Source organism: Klebsiella sp., from assembly GCF_027492335.1.
Lineage (GTDB): Bacteria > Pseudomonadota > Gammaproteobacteria > Enterobacterales > Enterobacteriaceae > Klebsiella > Klebsiella huaxiensis.
Genome location: NZ_JAPUEW010000089.1, coordinates 18,562 through 38,042, shown reverse-complemented (window position 1 = coordinate 38,042; position 19,481 = coordinate 18,562). Strand labels below are relative to the sequence as shown.

The window sequence follows — 19,481 nt, the reverse complement described above, 5'->3', positions numbered from 1 at the left end:
CCCAATATTACTCCGGCAGCGTCCAGTCGCCATCGCCGAGCGGGCGCTGCATAATTAAGGTATCCCGCCAGTCGCCCATCTTATAGCCGACGCTGCGCAGCTGTCCCGCCACGTTAAAACCAAACTTTTTATGAATCGCAATCGACGCGGCGTTACTGTGGCCGTCGCCGATAATGGCCAGCATTTGTCGCCACGGACCCTGTTCGCACTTTTCAATTAAGCGAGAGAGCAGGGCGCTGCCGATGCCGCGCCCCCCCATTCCTGCCTCGACGTAAATCGACTCTTCAAGCGTGTAACGATAGGCCGGGCGGGGACGATAAAAGGTGGCGTAGCAGTAGCCGACGATGGTCCCGCGCCACAGGGCAACCAGCCACGGCAGCCCGTTATCGCGCACGTTTTTGATGCGTTTGCGCATCTCATCGACGGTTGGGGGGATCTCTTCAAAGGATGCGCGTCCGTTCAGTACGTGCCAGACGTACAGCGCGGCGATGGCGTGGGCGTCATCGGGCAGCGCTTCGCGGATCTCTAAGTCAGCGTCATGTAACTTATCCACTGCGGACATGTTGGGGTTCCTTACGCGGGGTTGCCGGAGAGGAGATTTCTCCGGCGTGCAGCGTAATACAGAAGCCCCGCGGCTGAACAGTCCCTCTTGCGGATTATTGCGGGTCGGTCGCGTTCGCAGAGTTGTCCTGCGTTTCGCCCCAGTATTTTTGCTTACTGGTCTTGCCGATACCAGGGTTCATGCTGTTGGTCGGATCGTTTTCGCGGTAGAAGCGTTTTAAACTTTCCGGCGCTTCATAAAGATGACCCACGTTATGCTCGGCCGGATACTGGGCGCCACGCTCCTTCAGCAGAACCAGCATTTTCTCTTTCAGTTCGTGGGCATCGACGCCTTTTTTCACGATGTAATCCTGATGGAAAACGTGGCACATAAAGTGACCGTAGTAGAGCTTATGTACCAGCTGGCTATCGATGTCGGCGGGAAGATGCTCAAACCATTCGGTATCATTACGGCGCAGGGCGATATCCAGTGCCAGAATATCTTCCACTTCATCTGAGTGAACCGCCTGATAGCGGATCGCCGCGCCCGCTGCGGCGAAGCGGTGCAGGAAAGCCTTGCTGCCCTCTTCGGCAGTACAGACGAAGAAATCGCCCTCGGCGTTTTTGAAATATTCGCCAAGCCAGGTCTGAGCCTCTTCGATGCCATCGCCCGCCATTTTCAGCAGAAGATGGTGTTCGTATTTATCGCGCCAGGTTTTCATCCGCTCCGGCAGATGAGCCGGGAAGACGTGCCCCAACTTTTGCATAAAGCGGTCGGTGAAGTGCGGTTTAAACAGCGAAACTTTCTCCAGCATCGCATCGGTACGGCCCTTCATGGTGAAGAAGAACGGCATTTTATCGGTGCCGAGCTTGTCGATCATCAGGAAGGTATCTTTGCCATACTGCTCGGCGATATCGTAAATATCGCGGTGCATATACTCACCCGCGACCGGCAGGTTGTTGAATTCAGCCAGAATATGGCGGCGAATTTCGGTCAGCACGTCCGGCTGGTTGGTGCCGATATAAAATACCTGCTGGCGTTTCTCTGCCGGGAAGGTGTCCAGGCGTACGGCGAATACCGCCAGCTTTCCGGCGCAACCTGAAGATTCAAACAGGCGATCCGGGTCGGCGTTGTAGCGCGCCGGGGTATCGGCATTGACGTCGCGCACGCGAGTGACGTAGTCATGATCGTGGGCGTGGCGGCCATCATGGCGCACATCCTCATCTTTAACCCGTTCGTCATCGAGGCGGCTGAGGATCTGTTCCGGCGTGATGCCAAGGTCAATACCCAGATGGTTGACCAGACTGAGCTTGCCGTTTTCATCGATCTGGGCAAACAGCGACATCTCGGTATAGGCCGGGCCGCGCTGTACCAGCGAACCGCCGGAGTTGTTACAGATCCCGCCGACTACCGATGCGCCAATACATGATGAGCCAATCACGGAATGCGGCTCGCGACCCAGCGGCTTCAGCGCTTTTTCCAGCGAATAAAGGGTCGTGCCGGGGTAAGCCAGCACCTGCTCGCCTTTATCAAGCAGATGCAGTTTGTCCAGACGCAGGGTGCTGATAATAACGATTTCGCGGTCATAATCATTGCCGTTCGGCGTTGAGCCTTCGGTCAGGCCGGTATTCGCCGCCTGCATCAAAATGATTTTGTCGGCGGTGACGCAAGCGCTCAGCACGCGCCACAGTTCCAGCAGCGTACCGGGAAAGACTACCGCCAGTGCCTCGCCCTGGCCGGAGCGGAAGCCTTTGCGATAGCGCTGCGTTTTTGCCGGGTCGGTCAGCAGATGGGAAGTGCCGACCAGGCGAGTCAGTTCAGCCAGAAAAGCGTTGTTATTTGTTATTGCAGATGACATGTTCCACTCCTTGTGGTGGTACAAAATAATCAGCTTTAAGAATAGCCCTTTGTATGACAATTTGATGCATCAATGTTTCGAAAAATCAGAGAATAACGCGCGCTTTCTCCAGGTGTCTCGTTTATGTTTATGTCAGACTTGGATTTTTGCTATCTTTTCGCCGAACTGGCCGACTGGAACAATGAGGGATAAAAATGAAATGGCTCTGTACTGTAGGCGCTGCCGTGAGTCTGGCGCTGCAACCCGCGCTGGCGGATGAATTGTTCGGCAATCATCCCCTGACGCCGCAGGCGCGGGATGCGTTTGTGACGGAACTGCTAACCAAAATGACGGTGGATGAAAAAATCGGTCAGCTGCGCTTAATTAGCGTTGGCCCGGATAACCCAAAAGAAACCATCCGCGAAATGATTAAAGACGGTCAGGTGGGGGCAATTTTTAACACCGTGACCCGCCACGATATCCGCATTATGCAGGATCAGGTGATGGAACTCAGTCGCCTGAAAATCCCGCTGTTTTTCGCCTATGACGTGCTGCACGGTCAGCGTACCGTTTTCCCGATTAGCCTGGGTCTGGCCTCCTCTTTTAACCTGGACGCGGTCAACACCGTTGGGCGGATTTCGGCTTATGAAGCGGCTGACGACGGCCTGAATATGACCTGGGCGCCGATGGTCGATGTCTCCCGCGACCCGCGCTGGGGCCGCGCCTCGGAAGGCTTCGGGGAAGATACTTACCTGACCACCGAGATGGGCAGGGCGATGGTTGAGTCGATGCAGGGAAAAAGCCCGGCGGACAGGTACTCGGTGATGACCAGCGTTAAGCACTTTGCCGCCTACGGCGCGGTCGAGGGCGGCAAAGAGTACAACACCGTCGATATGAGCCCCCAGCGCCTGTTCAACGACTATATGCCGCCGTATAAAGCGGGGCTGGATGCGGGAAGCGGGGCGGTGATGGTGGCGCTTAACTCGCTCAACGGCACTCCGGCGACCTCCGATGCCTGGCTGCTGAAGGACGTGCTGCGCGACCAGTGGGGCTTTAAAGGCATCACCGTATCCGACCACGGGGCCATCAAGGAACTCATCAAGCATGGCGTGGCGTCGGACCCGGAAGACGCGGTGCGCGTGGCGCTGAAGTCCGGCATCAACATGAGTATGAGCGATGAGTACTACAGCAAATATCTGCCTGAGTTGGTGAAGTCCGGCAAGGTAACCATGGCGGAGCTGGATGACGCCGCCCGCCATGTGCTGAACGTTAAATATGATATGGGCCTGTTTAACGATCCATACAGCCACCTGGGGCCGAAAGATTCTGATCCAGAGGATACTAACGCCGAAAGCCGCCTGCATCGCAAAGAAGCGCGCGAAGTGGCGCGCGAAAGCCTGGTACTGCTGAAAAACCGTCTCGACACGCTTCCGCTGAAAAAATCAGGTACTATCGCGGTGATTGGTACTCTGGCCGATAGCAAGCGCGACATGATGGGCAGTTGGTCTGCGGCGGGCGTTGCCGACCAGTCGGTAACCGTGCTGACCGGCATCCAGAATGCACTGGGCGACAAAGGCAAGGTTATCTACGCCAAAGGCGCTAACGTCACCAACGATAAAGGCATCGTCGACTTCCTCAATCTGTATGAGAAAGCGGTGCAGGTCGACTCGCGTTCGCCGCAGGAGATGATTGATGAAGCGGTAGCAGTGGCGAAGCAGTCCGACGTGGTGGTTGCCGTGGTGGGTGAAGCGCAGGGCATGGCCCATGAAGCCTCGAGCCGCACCGACATCACGCTGCCGCAAAGCCAGCGTGACCTGATTAGCGCCCTGAAAGCCACCGGCAAACCGCTGGTGTTGGTGCTGATGAACGGTCGTCCGCTGGCGTTGGTGAAAGAAGACCAGCAGGCTGATGCCATACTAGAAACCTGGTTTGCCGGTACCGAAGGCGGAAATGCGATCGCCGATGTGCTGTTCGGCGACTATAACCCGTCGGGCAAGCTGCCGATGTCCTTCCCGCGCTCGGTCGGACAGATCCCCACCTACTACAGCCATCTCAACACCGGTCGTCCTTATAATGCTGATAAGCCGAACAAGTACACCTCGCGCTATTTTGACGAGGCCAACGGTCCGCTCTATCCGTTCGGCTACGGCCTGAGCTACACCTCCTTTAGCGTTTCCGACGTGAAAATGTCGGCGCCGACCATGCAGCGCGACGGCAGCGTGACCGCCAGCGTGCAGGTGACCAACACCGGCAAGCGCGAAGGGGCGACGGTGATTCAGCTTTATCTGCAGGATGTCACCGCGTCCATGAGTCGTCCGGTGAAAATGCTGCGCGGCTTTAAGAAAGTGACGCTCAAGCCGGGCGAAACGCAAACCGTCAGCTTCCCGATTGACGTCGATGCGCTGAAGTTCTGGAACCAGCAGATGAAGTACGACGCCGAGCCGGGCAAATTCAACGTCTTTGTCGGCGTCGACTCCGCCCGCGTTAAGCAGAGCGAATTTGAGCTGTTGTAATTGCGATTTGTAGCCCGGACAGGCGCGTTAAGCGCCGCCTCCGGGGAATGTGCCGGGTTGATGCATCGGAGCCGTTTCTTCCCGGTGGCGCTGCGCTGACCGGGCTACAGGTTTACCGCCATCTGCGGACCGTTATCCTAAAGGCCGATTAATCGGCCTTTTCTTTTTTCCTCGACGCTTCAAATGAACTACGCTTTCCTCTTAAGCTCCTGTAAATGGAGCGCAAATTAATGAGGGATGCGGGATGATAAAGGCAAGCAAATGGTCAGGTGCGCTGGCGCTGACGGCCCTGATAAGCCTGCCGTTGCAGGCGGCGGAGCCGGTTAAGGTTGGCTCGAAAATCGACACCGAAGGGGCGCTGCTCGGCAATATTATTTTGCAGGTGCTGGAAAAACACGGGGTAAAAACCGTGAATAAAATCCAACTCGGCACCACGCCGGTGGTACGCGGGGCAATCACTGCCGGTGAGCTGGATATCTATCCGGAATATACCGGCAACGGCGCATTCTTCTTCAAACTAGAGAACGATCCGGCATGGAAAAACGCGCAACAGGGCTATGAGAAAGTCAAAAAGCTGGATGCGGAAAAGAACAAACTCATCTGGTTGACCCCGGCTCCGGCCAACAACACCTGGACTATCGCCGTGCGTCAGGACCTGGCGGAGAAAAATCACCTCACCTCATTAAGCGACCTTGCCAGCTACCTGCAAAAGGGCGGCGAGTTTAAGCTGGCCGCCTCGGCGGAATTTATCGAACGTCCGGACGCGCTCCCGGCGTTTGAAAAAGCCTACGACTTTAACCTCAAGCAAAACCAGCTGTTATCGCTGGCGGGTGGCGATACGGCGGTCACCATCAAGGCGGCGGCACAGCAAACTTCCGGCGTGAATGCGGCGATGGCCTACGGTACCGATGGCCCGGTTGCCGCGCTGGGGCTGCAAACTCTGAGCGACCCGAAAGGCGTGCAGCCGATTTATGCTCCAGCTCCCGTCGTGCGTGAGGCCGTGTTAAAGGAATATCCGCAGATAGCCGAATGGTTACAGCCGGTATTCGCCAGCCTTGATGAAAAAACGTTGCAAAAACTGAACGCCAGCATTGCGGTAGAGGGCCTGGATGCGAAGAAGGTCGCCGCTGACTATCTGCAACAAAAAGGGCTGCTGAAGTAGAACCCGCGTGACGATGCGTTGTTATAACCGGGTTGCGTTGCTGCTGGCGCTGTTGTTGCTGCTAGTGATGGCGCTGCCGTTTATCAATTATGCCCCTAACCGGCTGTTATCCGGCGAGGGGCGCTGGCTGTGGCAGGTTTGGCCGTGGCTGGCTGGTATACAGGGTGCGGTAACGCTGCTGATTGGGCTGCTATGCTGGCGTCCTGGACGTCTTCCACTACTGCTTATTTTTCTGCTGTCGGATCTGCTGCTGCCGCTTTTGCTATTGGGCGCAGGTCAGGCGGCGGTTGAACTGGCGCGTAGCGGTTCGCCGTTGGCCCGCACCTCGCCCGGCAGCGGTCTTTGGCTGGCGCTGGCGCTCTGTCTGCTGATCGCCAGCGACGCCGTTCGCCGCCTGACGCCGCGCACGCTCTGGCGCTGGCTGCTGAATGCGCAAATCTGGCTGTTGCCTGCGCTGCTTCTGTGGTCAGGCGCGCTTGATGACCTGTCGCTGCTTAAAGAGTACTTCAACCGCCAGGATGTTTTTGACGATGCGCTGTATCAGCATCTCACGCTGCTGTTTGGCACCCTGCTGCCAGGGCTGCTGATTGGGTTGCCCATTGGCATTTGGGTCTGGCGGCATCCCCGCTGGCAATCGTCGGTTTTTGCCGTTCTCAACATGATTCAAACCGTGCCCTCGGTGGCGCTGTTCGGCCTGCTGATCGCACCGCTTGCCGGATTAGCCAGCCAGTTCCCGTGGATGGCGCAGCTTGGCGTTTCCGGTACCGGCATGACGCCTGCTTTGATTGCGCTGGTGCTGTATGCACTCTTGCCGCTGGTGCGAGGAGTGGTGACCGGATTGCAACAGGTGCCCCGCGAAGCGCTGGAAAGCGCCGTGGCGATGGGGATGAGCAGCGGTCAGCGTTTTCGCCTGGTACAATTGCCGCTGGCGCTGCCTGTATTATTGCGCAGCCTGCGGGTGGTCAGCGTGCAGACCGTCGGCATGGCGGTCGTGGCGGCGTTAATTGGCGCGGGTGGCTTCGGCGCGTTGGTTTTCCAGGGGCTGCTGAGCAGCGCGTTGGACCTGGTGCTGCTGGGGGTTATCCCGACCATCGCGCTGGCGGTGGTGGTCGATGCGCTATTCGCGCTGTGGGGCGCATTACTGAAAGGAGAGGCCCGTGATTGAGTTCGACGGCGTCAACAAAGCCTTTGCCGGACAGCCTGCGGTAAAAAACCTTCATCTGCATCTGCGCGAAGGGGCATTTTCGGTGCTGATTGGCACTTCCGGCTCGGGCAAATCGACCACCCTGAAGATGATAAATCGGCTGGTGGAACACGATAGCGGCACGATTCGTTTCGCTGGGCAGGATATCCGCCAGCAGCCGGTTCTCGAACTGCGCCGCCGAATGGGCTACGCCATCCAGTCCATTGGTCTGTTCCCCCACTGGACGGTAGCGCAGAATATTGCCACCGTTCCGCAGTTGCAAAAGTGGTCCCGGCAGAAAACACAGGCGCGGGTTGATGAACTGATGGCGCTGCTGGGGCTGGAGCCGCTGCTACGTGAGCGCTATCCACACCAGCTTTCCGGCGGTCAGCAGCAGCGCGTCGGCGTGGCGCGCGCCCTGGCGGCCAATCCGGAAGTTTTGCTGATGGATGAACCTTTTGGCGCGCTCGACCCGGTGACGCGCGAAGCGCTACAGCAGGAGATGATTCGCATTCACCGCCTGCTGGGGCGAACGATTGTGCTGGTGACCCACGATATCGATGAGGCTCTGCGCCTGGCGGATCATCTGGTGCTGATGGACGGCGGCGAAGTGGTACAGCAGGGCGAACCTTTGCAGATGCTGCTTGAGCCGAAAAATGCGTTTGTACAGACCTTCTTTGGCCGCAGCGAACTGGGCGTGCGCCTGTTGGCGCTGCGCGGCGTCGGCGATTATCTGCGCCGCGATGAGCGCCTGGCGGGGGATGCGTTAAATGTGACAATGACCCTGCGTGAGGCGCTGTCTCAGTTTGTTGCTCATCGCCGTGAGGTGCTGCCGGTGGTTGATGAACAAGGCCAGGCCTGCGGGACGCTGCATTTTGCCGACCTGCTGCGGGAGGAGGTCCGGCGTGAAAGTTCTGCGTGATCCGTTGCTGTGGCTAACGGGAATGTTTATCGCGCTGCTGCTGGTGTTGCCCCACAGCGCGCCGCTGTTCAGCACGCTGTTTCCCGAGCTGCCGCGTCCGGTTTATCAGCAGGAGAGTTTTGTTTCTCTCACCCTGGCGCACTTTTGGCTGGTGGCGCTCTCCAGCCTGGCGGCGACGGTCGTAGGTGTCGGGGCCGGGATTGCGGTGACGCGTCCTGCGGGGCAGGAGTTTCGCCCGCTGGTGGAGACGATTGCTGCAATGGGGCAAACATTTCCGCCGGTGGCGGTGTTGGCGATTGCGGTGCCGGTGATGGGATTCGGTTGGCAGCCTGCGCTGATTGCGCTGGCGCTATACGGCATATTGCCGGTTTTGCAGGGGACGCTGGCCGGGCTCGGGGCAGTGCCGTCCGGGGTGTTAACTATCGCCCAGGGGATGGGGATGAGCGGCTGGCAGAGGCTGATAAAAGTGGAGCTGCCGCTGGCGGCACCGGTGATGCTGGCCGGTATTCGTACGTCGACTATTGTCAATATTGGTACGGCGACCATCGCCTCAACGGTGGGCGCGAATACTCTCGGCACGCCGATTGTTATTGGCCTGAGTGGGTTTAATACTGCTTATGTCATTCAGGGGGCGCTGCTGGTGGCGCTGGCGGCGATTATCGTCGACCGCGGTTTTGAACGGCTGAACCGGCTAATCAGCCGACACCGCCGCGAACAATAAATGAATAACCGGCCAGCATCACGCCGCCGATGCCGCTAATGGCCATAAATAAGAATAGGGTGATAACCGCAATTTTCGCTGGCTTCATAATAGGCTCCTGATGTTAACGCGGAGATTATACGGTGAAGCGCAGGTGTTAATAAAACATTAATTGCTTTTTAGCTACGACATTACCTCCGGGTTTACAAGCATCTGCGAGCCGGTAGCACGGACAGGCGCGTCAAGCGCCGCCTCCGGGAAATGTGCCAAACCTGATTCATCTACGCTGCTTCGCCCCGGTGGCGCTGCGCTGACCGGGCTACGGGTCCGTGCCCGAACGGAAGCGCGGTCTGGGTTTAGTAGCCCGGACAAGGCGCATCAAGCGCTGCCTCCGGGAAAATATTCGCCTATGATGCCGCAGAGTTATTGAGCCAGATAACCTGGCCCTGCTGCTCCCAAAGACGCATTTGCTCTTGCTGGGAGCTGGCGGGAACATCACCACACCAGACCATCAATGTGCTGTCGGGGAAAAGCTCCGGGCGAATCTGGGTCAACGAATGAGCGAGGATATCAACCTGCCAGCCCTGCTCGCAGGCTATCCAGCCTTCCAGCCAAAGCCGGGTAAGATCGTTAATATTCCAGCCAATCACCAGCGCATGGCTACCCGGCTGTTTGGCAGCAGATGACAGGCTTCGGGCGACATGATTGATAAGAATACCGTCAAGAATACCTCGTAGCGCCAGCAGCGTTGGTTGCGGGCTCAACAGGCGCTGGCGTAGGGGATTAATCAGGTGCTTGATCAGGATATGTGCAGATTCGCTGCGGCTGCGCTCTTTAAGCCACAGGCGCAAACGGTGATAGCTACCATTTTGTAGAAACCCTAGCAGGATCTCCTGCTGCTCGCGCCAACCATCGGCGATCTCCTGCTCGTTATCCATCAACAGCGTTTTGACTTTTCCCACCTGCACGCCAGAGTCAATCCAGCGCTTAATCTCGCGAATGCGGTCTATCTCGAACTCATTAAATAATCGGTGCCCGCCGTCGGTACGCTGGGGTTTAAGTAATCCGTAACGCCGTTGCCAGGCGCGTAAAGTCACGGGATTGATGTCACAAAGCTGCGCGACCTCACCAATTGTATAAAGCGCCATTCTCTCCTCCCGCCGCGTTCTCCTTTATTAACTGTAGAAGTTCTTTTATGAAGAGAGAAATTTTGCTTGTTTTTTGCACAATAAAGGGCGCGGAAAGCGATCAGAAGTGTGATCCTGAACATGAATTATCATTTTCTTGTATTGCTTCAAAGAAAGTTATAAGAAGGCAGTGTATGTTACGCACTTTCAAATGAAGTGTGGTCTGCGGGTATGTACGAGTTTGATCTGGTGTTGCTGCTGCTTCAGCAGATGTGCGTATTTTTGGTCATTGCATGGCTGATGAGCAAAACGCGGTTGTTCATTCCTTTAATGCAGGTCACCGTCCGTCTACCGCACAAGCTGCTGTGTTACGTCACTTTTTCTATTTTCTGTATCCTCGGAACCTATTTCGGCCTGCATATCGAAGACTCGATCGCCAATACGCGCGCTATCGGTGCGGTGATGGGCGGCCTGCTGGGCGGCCCGGTAGTCGGCGGTCTGGTGGGGCTAACAGGCGGGCTGCATCGCTACTCAATGGGCGGCATGACGGCATTAAGCTGTATGGTGTCCACCATTGTTGAAGGGCTGCTCGGCGGTCTGGTACACAGCATTCTGGTGAAACGTGGGCGACCGGATAAAGTCTTCAGCCCGCTGACCGCTGGCGCTATCACCTTCGTTGCCGAAATGGTGCAGATGCTGATTATCCTGCTGATCGCCCGTCCGTTTCAGGATGCCCTGCATCTGGTGCAGAGCATCGCCGCGCCGATGATGGTCACCAATACCGTCGGCGCGGCGCTGTTTATGCGTATCCTGCTGGATAAGCGGGCGATGTTTGAGAAATACACCTCTGCGTTCTCGGCTACGGCGCTGAAGGTTGCCGCCTCAACGGAAGGGATCCTGCGCCAGGGATTTAACGAAGAGAACAGCATGAAGGTGGCGCAGGTGCTTATTCAGGAGCTGGATATCGGCGCGGTGGCCATCACCGATCGCGACAAGCTGCTGGCGTTTACCGGGATCGGCGACGATCACCATCTGCCCGGCAAGCCGATCTCTTCCCTGTATACCCAGAAGGCGATTGATACCGGCGAAGTGGTCTATGCCGATGGCAATGAAGTGCCTTATCGCTGCTCGATTCATCCTCACTGTAAGTTGGGATCCACGCTGGTTATTCCGCTGCGCGGTGAGAATCAGCGGATCATCGGCACCATTAAACTGTATGAAGCGAAAAACCGGTTATTTAGCTCCATCAACCGCACGCTGGGGGAGGGGATTGCGCAGTTGCTGTCAGCGCAGATTCTGGCCGGTCAGTATGAGCGGCAAAAGGCGCTGCTGACCCAATCGGAGATTAAGCTGCTGCACGCTCAGGTGAACCCACACTTCCTGTTTAACGCGCTGAATACGCTAAAGGCGGTGATTCGCCGTGACAGCGATCAGGCCGGACAGCTGGTGCAATATCTGTCGACTTTTTTCCGTAAAAACCTGAAACGGCCAGCGGAAATCGTCACCCTGGCAGATGAAATTGAACATGTGAACGCCTATTTGCAGATTGAGAAAGCGCGTTTTCAGGCCAATTTACAGATTCAAATGCTGGTGCCCGAGGCGCTGGCGCAGCATCATCTTCCGGCCTTTACCCTGCAACCGATAGTCGAAAATGCGATTAAACACGGCACTTCGCAGCACCTTGGCGTCGGCGAAATCACCATTCGCGCGAGCCAATATGAGCGCTGGTTGCAGCTGGATATTGAAGATAACGCCGGGCTTTACCAGGATAAACCCAGCGCTAGCGGGCTGGGAATGAACCTGGTTGACCGACGACTGCGGGCGCGCTTCGGTGCCGACTGCGGAATAACCGTCACCTGCGAACCGGAGTGTTTTACCCGCGTTACGCTGCGACTGCCTCTGGAGGAGAACGCATGTTAAAAGTTTTAATTGTCGACGACGAGCCGCTGGCGCGTGAAAATCTGCGTATCTTGCTGGAGACCCAGCCTGATATTGAGATCGTCGGCGAGTGCGGGAATGCCGTAGAGGCAATTGGCGCGGTGCATAAACTGCGCCCGGACGTGCTGTTTTTGGATATTCAGATGCCGCGGATTAGCGGCCTCGAAATGGTCGGCATGCTTGACCCGGAACATCGGCCTTATATCGTCTTCCTTACTGCTTTTGATGAATATGCGGTGAAAGCGTTCGAAGAGCACGCGTTTGATTATTTGCTCAAGCCGATTGAGTCCATGAGGCTGGAGAAAACGCTGGCCCGCCTGCGCCATGAGCGCAGCCTGCAGGATATGACCGTCCTCGACGATACCCAGCAGGCGCTAAAATATATCCCCTGCACTGGCCACAGCCGGATCTGGTTATTACAAATGGAAGACGTGGCGTTTGTCAGCAGCCGAATGAGCGGTATTTACGTCACCGATAGCGAAGGGAAAGAGGGATTTACCGAGCTGACTCTGCGCACGCTGGAGAACCGAACGCCGCTGCTGCGCTGTCATCGCCAGTACCTGGTCAATATGGCCCACCTTAAGGAGATTCGCCTGGAGGAGAACGGTCAGGCGGAGCTGCTAATGCGCGCCGGGCAAACTGTACCGGTCAGCCGTCGCTACCTGAAAAGCCTGAAAGAGGCGATTGGGCTGTAATATTGTAATTTAAAAGGATTTATATGACTGGCTCACAAGCGAATTCGGAAAAGGCATTAGCTGGCGAAACGGATAAAGGCGTAGTAAAAGGGGTAGCGATGTTCTGCTATAGCCTGGCAGGTGCGATATGCGCCGTCGGAATTCTCTTTCTGTGGTGTGTGATTAATAAAGAGCTCTGGGTGCTGGTGATTTCGCTTCTTCATAGCTTCTGGATATTCCCTGTAAGCATCATATGCGGGGTATCAATCCCCTGGTCCCCTTTACGTACCAACGGTGGATGGTTTTTTTTGACTGCGCTGGCCGCGGCATTATTCGCCTATATAATGGTTTTGTGGCTAGGGTCATAATTTGCCGGAACGTGTTAGACTTAGCGCCAGAATTTTTCATCATGAAGGCATTATGATCAGTAACGATATCTTACGTAGCCTGCGCTACATCCTGAAAACCAACAATAACGGCCTGGTGCGCATTTTTACTCTGGCAGATGCGCCGGTGAGTGCAGAGCAACTGGTACCGTGGCTGAAAAAAGAAGAAGAAGAAGGGTTTGCGCGCTGCCCGGACATCGTGCTGGCGAACTTCCTCAACGGCCTGATTTACGACAAACGCGGTAAAGATGAATCCGCACCGCCGCTGGCGGTTGAGCGCCGGGTGAATAATAACATCGTGCTGAAAAAACTGCGTATCGCCTTCTCCCTGAAGACTGATGACATTCTCGCTATCCTTACCCAGCAGAAATTTCGCGTTTCAATGCCGGAGATCACCGCCATGATGCGCGCGCCGGACCATAAAAACTACCGCGAATGCGGTGACCAGTTCCTGCGTTACTTCCTGCGCGGCCTGACCGAACGCGCGCACGCGAAATCCTGATATGCTTCCCCGGCTTGCGGCGTAAACGCCTTAGCCGGGCTACCCGAAGGCACAGCCCCGTAGCCCGGTCAGCGCAGCGTAAGCCGGGAATTGACGTTATTTCACCTCTTTAAATCCCTGCGACGTCAGCATTTTTTCCGACTCGCTAAGCGAAATAAACTTTTGCGCGCAATCGGTAAAACTGGCTCCCGGCAGTTTGCACAGTTCGCTGATTTTGACCTGATTAAAGTCGATAGAGAGATGCTCCTGTGCGTAGCTCTCCTTATAGTCCACCTTGTGCGTGACGCCTTTAATGCTGCCGTAAGCCGCACCGATGGGGTCGATAATCTTGCGCGCCTGCTCTTCGTTAGTCACCCCGAGCGATTTATAAGGAATGGTGTTGTCCGCATCCTGACGCGTCACGATGTCCCCTTTGTAGTGATAGGTGAACGTCAGCTCAACGCCGTTCATGGTGTTGCTAAAGGCTTTAACCTCGTCTTTTTTGTTATCGCAGCCGACCAGAGCCGCCAGCAATACGGTTGCGCTCAGGATAGTGACAATCTTGCGGTTGAATTGCATAACGATTCCCTTTGTTTAATATTGTGCCATTTGCAGCTGTAGATAGAGTAAAGATAATTTATTCAATGTGTTATCCGCAATGGCGGATTTATTCTCATGCAGCTGGCGCAGCAAACGAGCCAACTGGTTAAAACCTTGCTCCGCCAGTTCGTCGGCCAGCGTACTCGCTTCACGAAAAAGGTTCTGTTGTTGGTAGCGTAGACCATTATGCAGGAGTTGGATTAACACCTCCTGGCACCGCTGTAAAAGCAATCCCGTCTGAGATACCACCGGTGATAAATCGGCGGCGGGCAACGGCCCTGCGGGGTGCGGTTCGGCATCCAGCGCCCAGGCCCGCGAGCGGGTCATCATCACCAGCGGTTCCAGGGTGAGCTGTCCATGATTAAACGTGACCATCCCGGAAACCATTACCACCGGATCGTCTTCTTGCCCCAGCAGCACCGCCATCCGCTCAACGGCAAAAGGTGCGCTGGCAGAAGCGGGGAGCGACAGATGCAGAAGATTATCTTGCCCCTCGCCGCTGATAACCTGCGCATCCAGCGTTTGCCGCGCCGCATCCCAGCCCACGGCAAGGCACTCCTCAATCGGCAAAATAAATAAATTATCCACCTGGTTGAGCGGACGTACGCAGGCCGGGGCGCGCTGGTGCAGATATTCGCGCAGCGCCGCCACGCCCGGCTGGCGCAGTGGCGCATTGAGCATAAGCCAGGCGTCCGGGGTGAGCGGAACGTTGCTGCTCAGGCGGTGGCGTGTGCCCAGCAGCAGTTCGCCATTGGCATTACGCCGCGCCGATTGGGAAATGATTTGCCCGCCCGCCAGCGCCCCGGCCTGAAAAGTAAACAGGCGACGCTGCCATGCCGGGCTTTGCACCCGTTCAGCCAGCGGCCAGCTGTGCGATAAATGCAGGATACTGCCGGTGTCCGGATCGCTAAACCAGATGCGTAAACCATACTGGCGGTTATTCTGCCAGCTGCGCATGCCTAAAGAGATAAGCCGCACGTGGTCGAGCTGTGCCTCACCGGCAACGCCCAGACCGACGATGGTGAGCCACGGCAGAGGCGGAACGGCAAGTTGCGCCATGTGTCCGGCGCTTTCAAGGCGGGCGTTAAGTCCGGCGAGCTTAGCGAGTAGCTGTGCGGGGTGATAATAGCTGGCACGCTGCTGGAACGCATCGACTCCCTGGCGAACCTCGTCAAGCGCCCCTTCGACCCAGCGCCAGTTGGCCGCATGCGCTGCACGCTGTGCGCGGGTAAACGCGGCGTCAAGATTGATCGGCGGCTGGCTGATACCGCCTTGCCACAGAAGGTGGCTTAGCTGCTGGAGACTATGCCGACAGGCTTCGCCCTCTGGGGTATCAAATGGACCCCCGCTGGTGGCCACCTTGTGGCTGCGGGTTTGCCAGACCAGATGAGTAAAGCCGGGCTGTTGGGCTTCGGCGTCGGTAAATGCCTGTACCGCCAGCGCCACATGTTCGCACAGCGATCCTTCCACACAATCGCAGCGGGCAAAGCGGATGCTGCTGCGGGAGTAAAAACGCACATCGCTCATCGGCAGCTTTGCCGAAGGCATTTCGCCTGGCAAGCAGAACAGCTCCACAGCTAACCCTTTATCCGCTAACTGTTGCGCCCGCTTACGGACGGCGTCGGGTAGGGTTGCCAGCTCTTCCTGCCACAATCCAGGATGCCAGCGCTCGGTATTTTCCGTCGCCTCTTCGGGTACGTCGTCGCTGATATTGGCGCGCTGATAGCTCAGCACCAGCATCACTCGATGGCGGCACATGCCGCTGGCGCCGCAGGTGCAACTGGACTCTTTCAGCGCCTGGTCCTTTGCCAGCCGGGTGCGGATCCCATCGTTAAACAGAGCGGTGAGCGTACCAGCATCATCCTGCTCCAGCTCGGGAATATTACCGCTATCCAGCTCTTTGATACTGCGTTTAACGAATCCGGCATTGCTCAACGCCATCAGCGCCTGCTGCGTAAGCTCGAGTAGTTCGGGGCGTAAAGGCATCATGATTGCAAATTCTCCGCCAGCCAGGCAGCCAGTTCACCGGGGGTCATCGCGGCGATTTGCGCCCCAACGTTGACCAGAGACTGAGCCATTTCGTGGTCATAACAGGGCGATGCCGTATTGTCTAAGGCCGCCAGCCCGAGGACTTTGATACCGCTTTGCACGCTCTGCTTCACCTGGTGAATCAACAGGGATGTTGCACCGCCTTCAAAAAAATCGCTCACCAGCACGATGACGCTTTTTTGCGGCTGTTCAATGAGCTGCCGGGCATACTCCACCGCCTGGGCGATGTTGGTACCGCCGCCAAGCTGAACTTTCATCAGCAGCTCGACCGGGTCAGCGACGTCGGCGGTGAGATCTACCACGCTGGTATCAAAGGCCACCAGGTGAGTGCGGATATCCGGCAGTTGCCACAAACAGGCCGCCATGACGGCGGAATGAATAACGGAATCCACCATCGAACCGCTCTGATCGACCAGCAAAATCAATTGCCATTTTTCGCTATGGCGCTTAATGCGGCTGATAAACTTCGGTGATTCAATGTACAGCTTGCCGCGCTGCGGGTCCCAGTGCTTCAGGTTAGCGCGCAGAGTGTTTTTGAAGTCGAAATTGCGCGCCAGCGGGATGCGCGAGGGACGCTGACGATCGCGTGCGCCGGAAAAGGCCTGACGAACCTCTTTTGCCAGCCGGGCCATGATTTGCTCGACAACCTGGCGTACCAGCTTGCGGGCGGCGTTCAGTACATCCGGATTCATCAGATGTTTGGTATGCAGCACCGCACGCAGCAGGCTTTCGGAAGGTTCGATGCGTTCCAGCACCTCCAGATTAGTCACCACCTCATCAATGCCGTAGCGCAGCACCGCATCACTCTCGAGTCGTTCGATGACCTGTTGCGGAAAAAGCGTATGGATGGCGTTGATCCACTCAGGCGTCGTCAGGTTCGAGCCCTCTAGCCGGCCCTGGCGTTCGCCGCGCTGTAGGCGTTCGGGGTCGCGGCCATATAGCCACTCCAGCGCCTGGTCTATTTGGCAGGCGCGTTCGTCAAGCCCGCCAAGACTGTTCTCGGCGGCTTCGCCTAAAATCAGCCGCCAGCGCTGGAGTTCTCGGGTAGTCAGAAGATCGGATAGCGTATGCATTAGTGAATTCCCCAGTGCTGCAGCGCTGCCAGCGCCTGCTGTTCTAACTGCTGATGGCGAGTAAAGCGTTCCGGCGTACAGGGGAGCGGTGCCTGAAGCACATGCGTCGGCAGCATGGTCATGTGATAGTGATCGAGAACCTGACGCGCCAGCGCACCGCGTTCGCGTGGTGGCAGCCAGGCCATCGCCGCGCGTAAATCCGGCAGGGCGAGGATGAACTCATCCTCGGCCAGTTGAGCAAGTAATCCGCTGAATCCGGCGATAAACGCGGGCTGGCAGGCCAACTGATGGCGGGCTAGCGCCAGCATGCCGTGCACAGCTTCCCCCAGCCGCTGCGACGGCAACTGCGCCAATAACGTCAGGGCCGCTTCAGCAGTTGCTGCGGGATGCTCAAGGCGAAGCAGTGCGCCGAGCGCCGCACCGCGGTCGAGCGGGGCGGCATCGAACGCTCTTATACGCCGTTCAAATAACGCCAGGGCGGCACTGAGCGACACGCCAGGTAAAACGCTGCCGTTTTGCATATCGCGTAGAATATGGCACAGCGTCTGCCAGCTATGCAGATGGGCGTGAAACTGCGCCTCTTCGGCAACGCCACTGGACTCGCAGAGCCATAGCGTCCTGTCAAGCGCCGCGCAGAGCGTAGTTTGCAGCACCACGGCATCCTGCATACCGCTGATTTCGTCCAGACGCCACAGCGCATAAAGCACCTCCAGCGCCGGGCCCATTTCGGCGAACTGGCTCTCCCCGGCAATAAGCTGCGCCAACTGATCCAGCATCTGCTGGCTAAAAGTAGATAGCCCCGCCAGTGCCGCCTGGTTCAGGCTGGCGGCCAGGCTACGGATGCCGATGGAATCCAGCATGTCTACCTCAAGCCGCTGGCGCGCGGCCTCTGCCAGGGAGGCACCGTGGCAGGCGGCTTCAATCAGCGCGGCATGCTGTTCCAGCGGACGAAACAGCGACCAGCACTCTTCGCCGTCACCGGAAAGCGTCATTGCGCTGCCCTGTCGCCGCTGGATCCCTGGAATATCGAGAATGGCCAGCCGGTGCAGTACCTGACTTTGCGCTAATCCCCCGGGCTCAAAGCGGTTGAGAGTCAGGCTACCGGACAGGGTAATATCGACCCGAGCCAGCTCGCGCTCCACATCCAGCGGCAACGGGGGTTGAGGCGTTCCCAACGCCAGCTTGCCGAAGCCAGAACCCGCCAGCGCATCGACTATTGTCAGCAGGATCGGGTCGGTATCCGGATGAATCACGCCGCGATAGCTCCACGGCATCCGGGCATTCAGCGCTTCTTTAATGAGCGACCCCGCCAGCGCATCAAGCCAGTCGCAACGCAGCGGCTGGGCGTGACCGCGAAGCTGTGCCAGCGCCATGGCGCGCAGATGGGCGGCGGCGAGATCGGCCGTGGAGGCGGGCAGGTGACGCTGGCGTAAACGGGTGAGCAGGTTTTTCAGCAACTGTTCACCGGCCTGCTGTTGACCGAGCTGCCAGCACCATTTTTGCCACACCGGTGCGGGCATCCCGGAAAGATAACCTGCCAGCACGTCCAGGCGCTTTTCGCTATAGGGCGTCAGATAGCAGCCGGTGATGGTATCGGGCGTCGGCGAAGGCGGGCATTCAGGTTCCTGCGTTTGCGCCGGGCAATTTCGCCATTGTGCGGCCAGCGCCGGGGCATGCCAGCCGCCGCAGACCACTACTACCGCGCCGTCATTTTGCCCCATCGCCCATGCCAGCCAGCGGGCCATAAAGACTTCGCGCTGGTGATTGTTTTCACCACCGCTTTCGTCGCCGCGCAGGCGGATAAAGTAAGTCTCCAGCGCCTGCTTCAGGTCAGCACGTTGGGTTTCGTCTTCAAACAAGTGGTCCCACAGGGTATCGGTATTCTCCATCCCGCTGGCCTGGAGCAGGCGCTGCTGGTCATCGGCGCGACGAGTGTCAGCGTTCTCTTCATCGTCATCACTCTGCGCCCACACCGGCAGGTCGATAAATCGGACGTGCGCCCCGGTTGCGCGTGCGGCTAACAAGGCCTGCCATTCAGGAGAAAATTCAGCGAACGGCGTCCAGGCACCGTGTCCAGCCGTGCCGCCGTCCTGATGCTGGCAGTAGCTGTAGATGGCGATGGGCAACTGATGAGGTAAAAACAGCTCATCCAGCCGATGATTAAAATCTGCCGGGCCTTCAATCAAGACGTAGCGCGGACGCGTTTGTTCAATCTGTTCCTTCACCAGCCTGGCGCAGGCCGGGCTGTGATGACGAACGCCGATAATTAACGGCTGTTCAGGCATGCGTGTTCCC

General features: G+C 57.4%; 17 protein-coding genes. 9 read left to right on the top strand and 8 right to left on the bottom strand.

Annotation, left to right across the window (positions count from 1 at the left end):
• Nucleotides 1–7: 7 nt before the first annotated feature.
• On the bottom strand, nucleotides 8–562 hold the full coding sequence (locus QVF11_RS25305) for a GNAT family N-acetyltransferase (RefSeq protein ID WP_287860245.1): 555 nt from the start codon (nucleotides 560–562) through the stop codon (nucleotides 8–10).
• Between the two features lie 94 nt (nucleotides 563–656).
• Nucleotides 657–2,399 carry a D-lactate dehydrogenase gene (gene dld, locus QVF11_RS25300; RefSeq protein WP_287860242.1) on the bottom strand — a complete coding sequence of 581 codons (1,743 nt, stop codon included), beginning with the start codon at nucleotides 2,397–2,399 and terminating at the stop codon, nucleotides 657–659.
• Between the two features lie 194 nt (nucleotides 2,400–2,593).
• Here dld and bglX point away from each other — a divergent pair, with 194 nt between their 5' ends.
• The 5 genes from bglX (at nucleotide 2,594) to QVF11_RS25275 (ending at nucleotide 8,879) form a co-directional block, all read left to right on the top strand.
• Nucleotides 2,594–4,891, top strand: coding sequence for a beta-glucosidase BglX (gene bglX / locus QVF11_RS25295; RefSeq protein ID WP_287860239.1), 2,298 nt, complete (start codon nucleotides 2,594–2,596; stop codon nucleotides 4,889–4,891).
• A 244-nt stretch (nucleotides 4,892–5,135) separates the two neighbouring features.
• Nucleotides 5,136–6,053, top strand: coding sequence for a glycine betaine ABC transporter substrate-binding protein OsmF (gene osmF / locus QVF11_RS25290; protein ID WP_112213117.1), 918 nt, complete (start codon nucleotides 5,136–5,138; stop codon nucleotides 6,051–6,053).
• A 7-nt stretch (nucleotides 6,054–6,060) separates the two neighbouring features.
• Complete coding sequence (locus tag QVF11_RS25285) at nucleotides 6,061–7,218, top strand: ABC transporter permease (protein ID WP_287860234.1); 1,158 nt, start codon at nucleotides 6,061–6,063, stop codon at nucleotides 7,216–7,218.
• Nucleotides 7,211–8,158, top strand: coding sequence for an ABC transporter ATP-binding protein (locus QVF11_RS25280; protein WP_112213119.1), 948 nt, complete (start codon nucleotides 7,211–7,213; stop codon nucleotides 8,156–8,158). Before QVF11_RS25285 ends, QVF11_RS25280 begins: the two co-directional genes overlap by 8 nt.
• Nucleotides 8,142–8,879, top strand: a complete 738-nt coding sequence (locus tag QVF11_RS25275; protein ID WP_112213120.1) for an ABC transporter permease — start codon at nucleotides 8,142–8,144, stop codon at nucleotides 8,877–8,879. Before QVF11_RS25280 ends, QVF11_RS25275 begins: the two co-directional genes overlap by 17 nt.
• Here QVF11_RS25275 and QVF11_RS25270 read toward each other — a convergent pair.
• Complete coding sequence (locus QVF11_RS25270; protein WP_004103838.1) at nucleotides 8,854–8,967, bottom strand: protein YohO; 114 nt, start codon at nucleotides 8,965–8,967, stop codon at nucleotides 8,854–8,856. The two genes, QVF11_RS25275 and QVF11_RS25270, sit on opposite strands and share 26 nt — an antisense overlap.
• 298 nt (nucleotides 8,968–9,265) lie before the next feature.
• Nucleotides 9,266–10,006, bottom strand: coding sequence for a MerR family transcriptional regulator (locus tag QVF11_RS25265; protein ID WP_112213121.1), 741 nt, complete (start codon nucleotides 10,004–10,006; stop codon nucleotides 9,266–9,268).
• Nucleotides 10,007–10,216: 210 nt separating this feature from the next.
• Between QVF11_RS25265 and QVF11_RS25260 the strand changes: the two genes are divergently transcribed.
• From QVF11_RS25260 to QVF11_RS25245, 4 genes are read left to right on the top strand one after another with little or no spacing between them, the layout of a single operon-like run.
• The gene (locus tag QVF11_RS25260) at nucleotides 10,217–11,905 is read left to right on the top strand and encodes a sensor histidine kinase (RefSeq protein ID WP_110277430.1); all 1,689 of its coding nucleotides are present in this window, start codon (nucleotides 10,217–10,219) and stop codon (nucleotides 11,903–11,905) included.
• Nucleotides 11,899–12,618, top strand: coding sequence for a two-component system response regulator BtsR (gene btsR, locus QVF11_RS25255; protein WP_287860226.1), 720 nt, complete (start codon nucleotides 11,899–11,901; stop codon nucleotides 12,616–12,618). The genes QVF11_RS25260 and btsR overlap by 7 nt, the downstream gene beginning before the upstream one ends.
• Before the next feature lie 23 nt (nucleotides 12,619–12,641).
• Complete coding sequence (locus QVF11_RS25250; RefSeq protein ID WP_287860223.1) at nucleotides 12,642–12,965, top strand: hypothetical protein; 324 nt, start codon at nucleotides 12,642–12,644, stop codon at nucleotides 12,963–12,965.
• Nucleotides 12,966–13,017: 52 nt separating this feature from the next.
• The gene (locus QVF11_RS25245) at nucleotides 13,018–13,485 is read left to right on the top strand and encodes a YehS family protein (RefSeq protein ID WP_287860220.1); all 468 of its coding nucleotides are present in this window, start codon (nucleotides 13,018–13,020) and stop codon (nucleotides 13,483–13,485) included.
• Between the two features lie 96 nt (nucleotides 13,486–13,581).
• Here QVF11_RS25245 and QVF11_RS25240 read toward each other — a convergent pair whose 3' ends face one another.
• From QVF11_RS25240 to QVF11_RS25225, 4 genes are read right to left on the bottom strand one after another with little or no spacing between them, the layout of a single operon-like run.
• Nucleotides 13,582–14,043, bottom strand: a complete 462-nt coding sequence (locus tag QVF11_RS25240; RefSeq protein ID WP_112213124.1) for a YehR family lipoprotein — start codon at nucleotides 14,041–14,043, stop codon at nucleotides 13,582–13,584.
• A gap of 15 nt (nucleotides 14,044–14,058) precedes the next feature.
• Nucleotides 14,059–16,053, bottom strand: a complete 1,995-nt coding sequence (locus tag QVF11_RS25235) for an SWIM zinc finger family protein (protein WP_287860216.1) — start codon at nucleotides 16,051–16,053, stop codon at nucleotides 14,059–14,061.
• Nucleotides 16,050–17,186 (bottom strand): vWA domain-containing protein, encoded by a 1,137-nt coding sequence (locus QVF11_RS25230; RefSeq protein ID WP_287860213.1) that lies wholly within the window; start codon nucleotides 17,184–17,186, stop codon nucleotides 16,050–16,052. Before QVF11_RS25230 ends, QVF11_RS25235 begins: the two co-directional genes overlap by 4 nt.
• Nucleotides 17,186–19,471 carry a DUF5682 family protein gene (locus tag QVF11_RS25225; RefSeq protein WP_287860210.1) on the bottom strand — a complete coding sequence of 762 codons (2,286 nt, stop codon included), beginning with the start codon at nucleotides 19,469–19,471 and terminating at the stop codon, nucleotides 17,186–17,188. The genes QVF11_RS25230 and QVF11_RS25225 overlap by 1 nt, the downstream gene beginning before the upstream one ends.
• Nucleotides 19,472–19,481 lie beyond the last annotated feature (10 nt).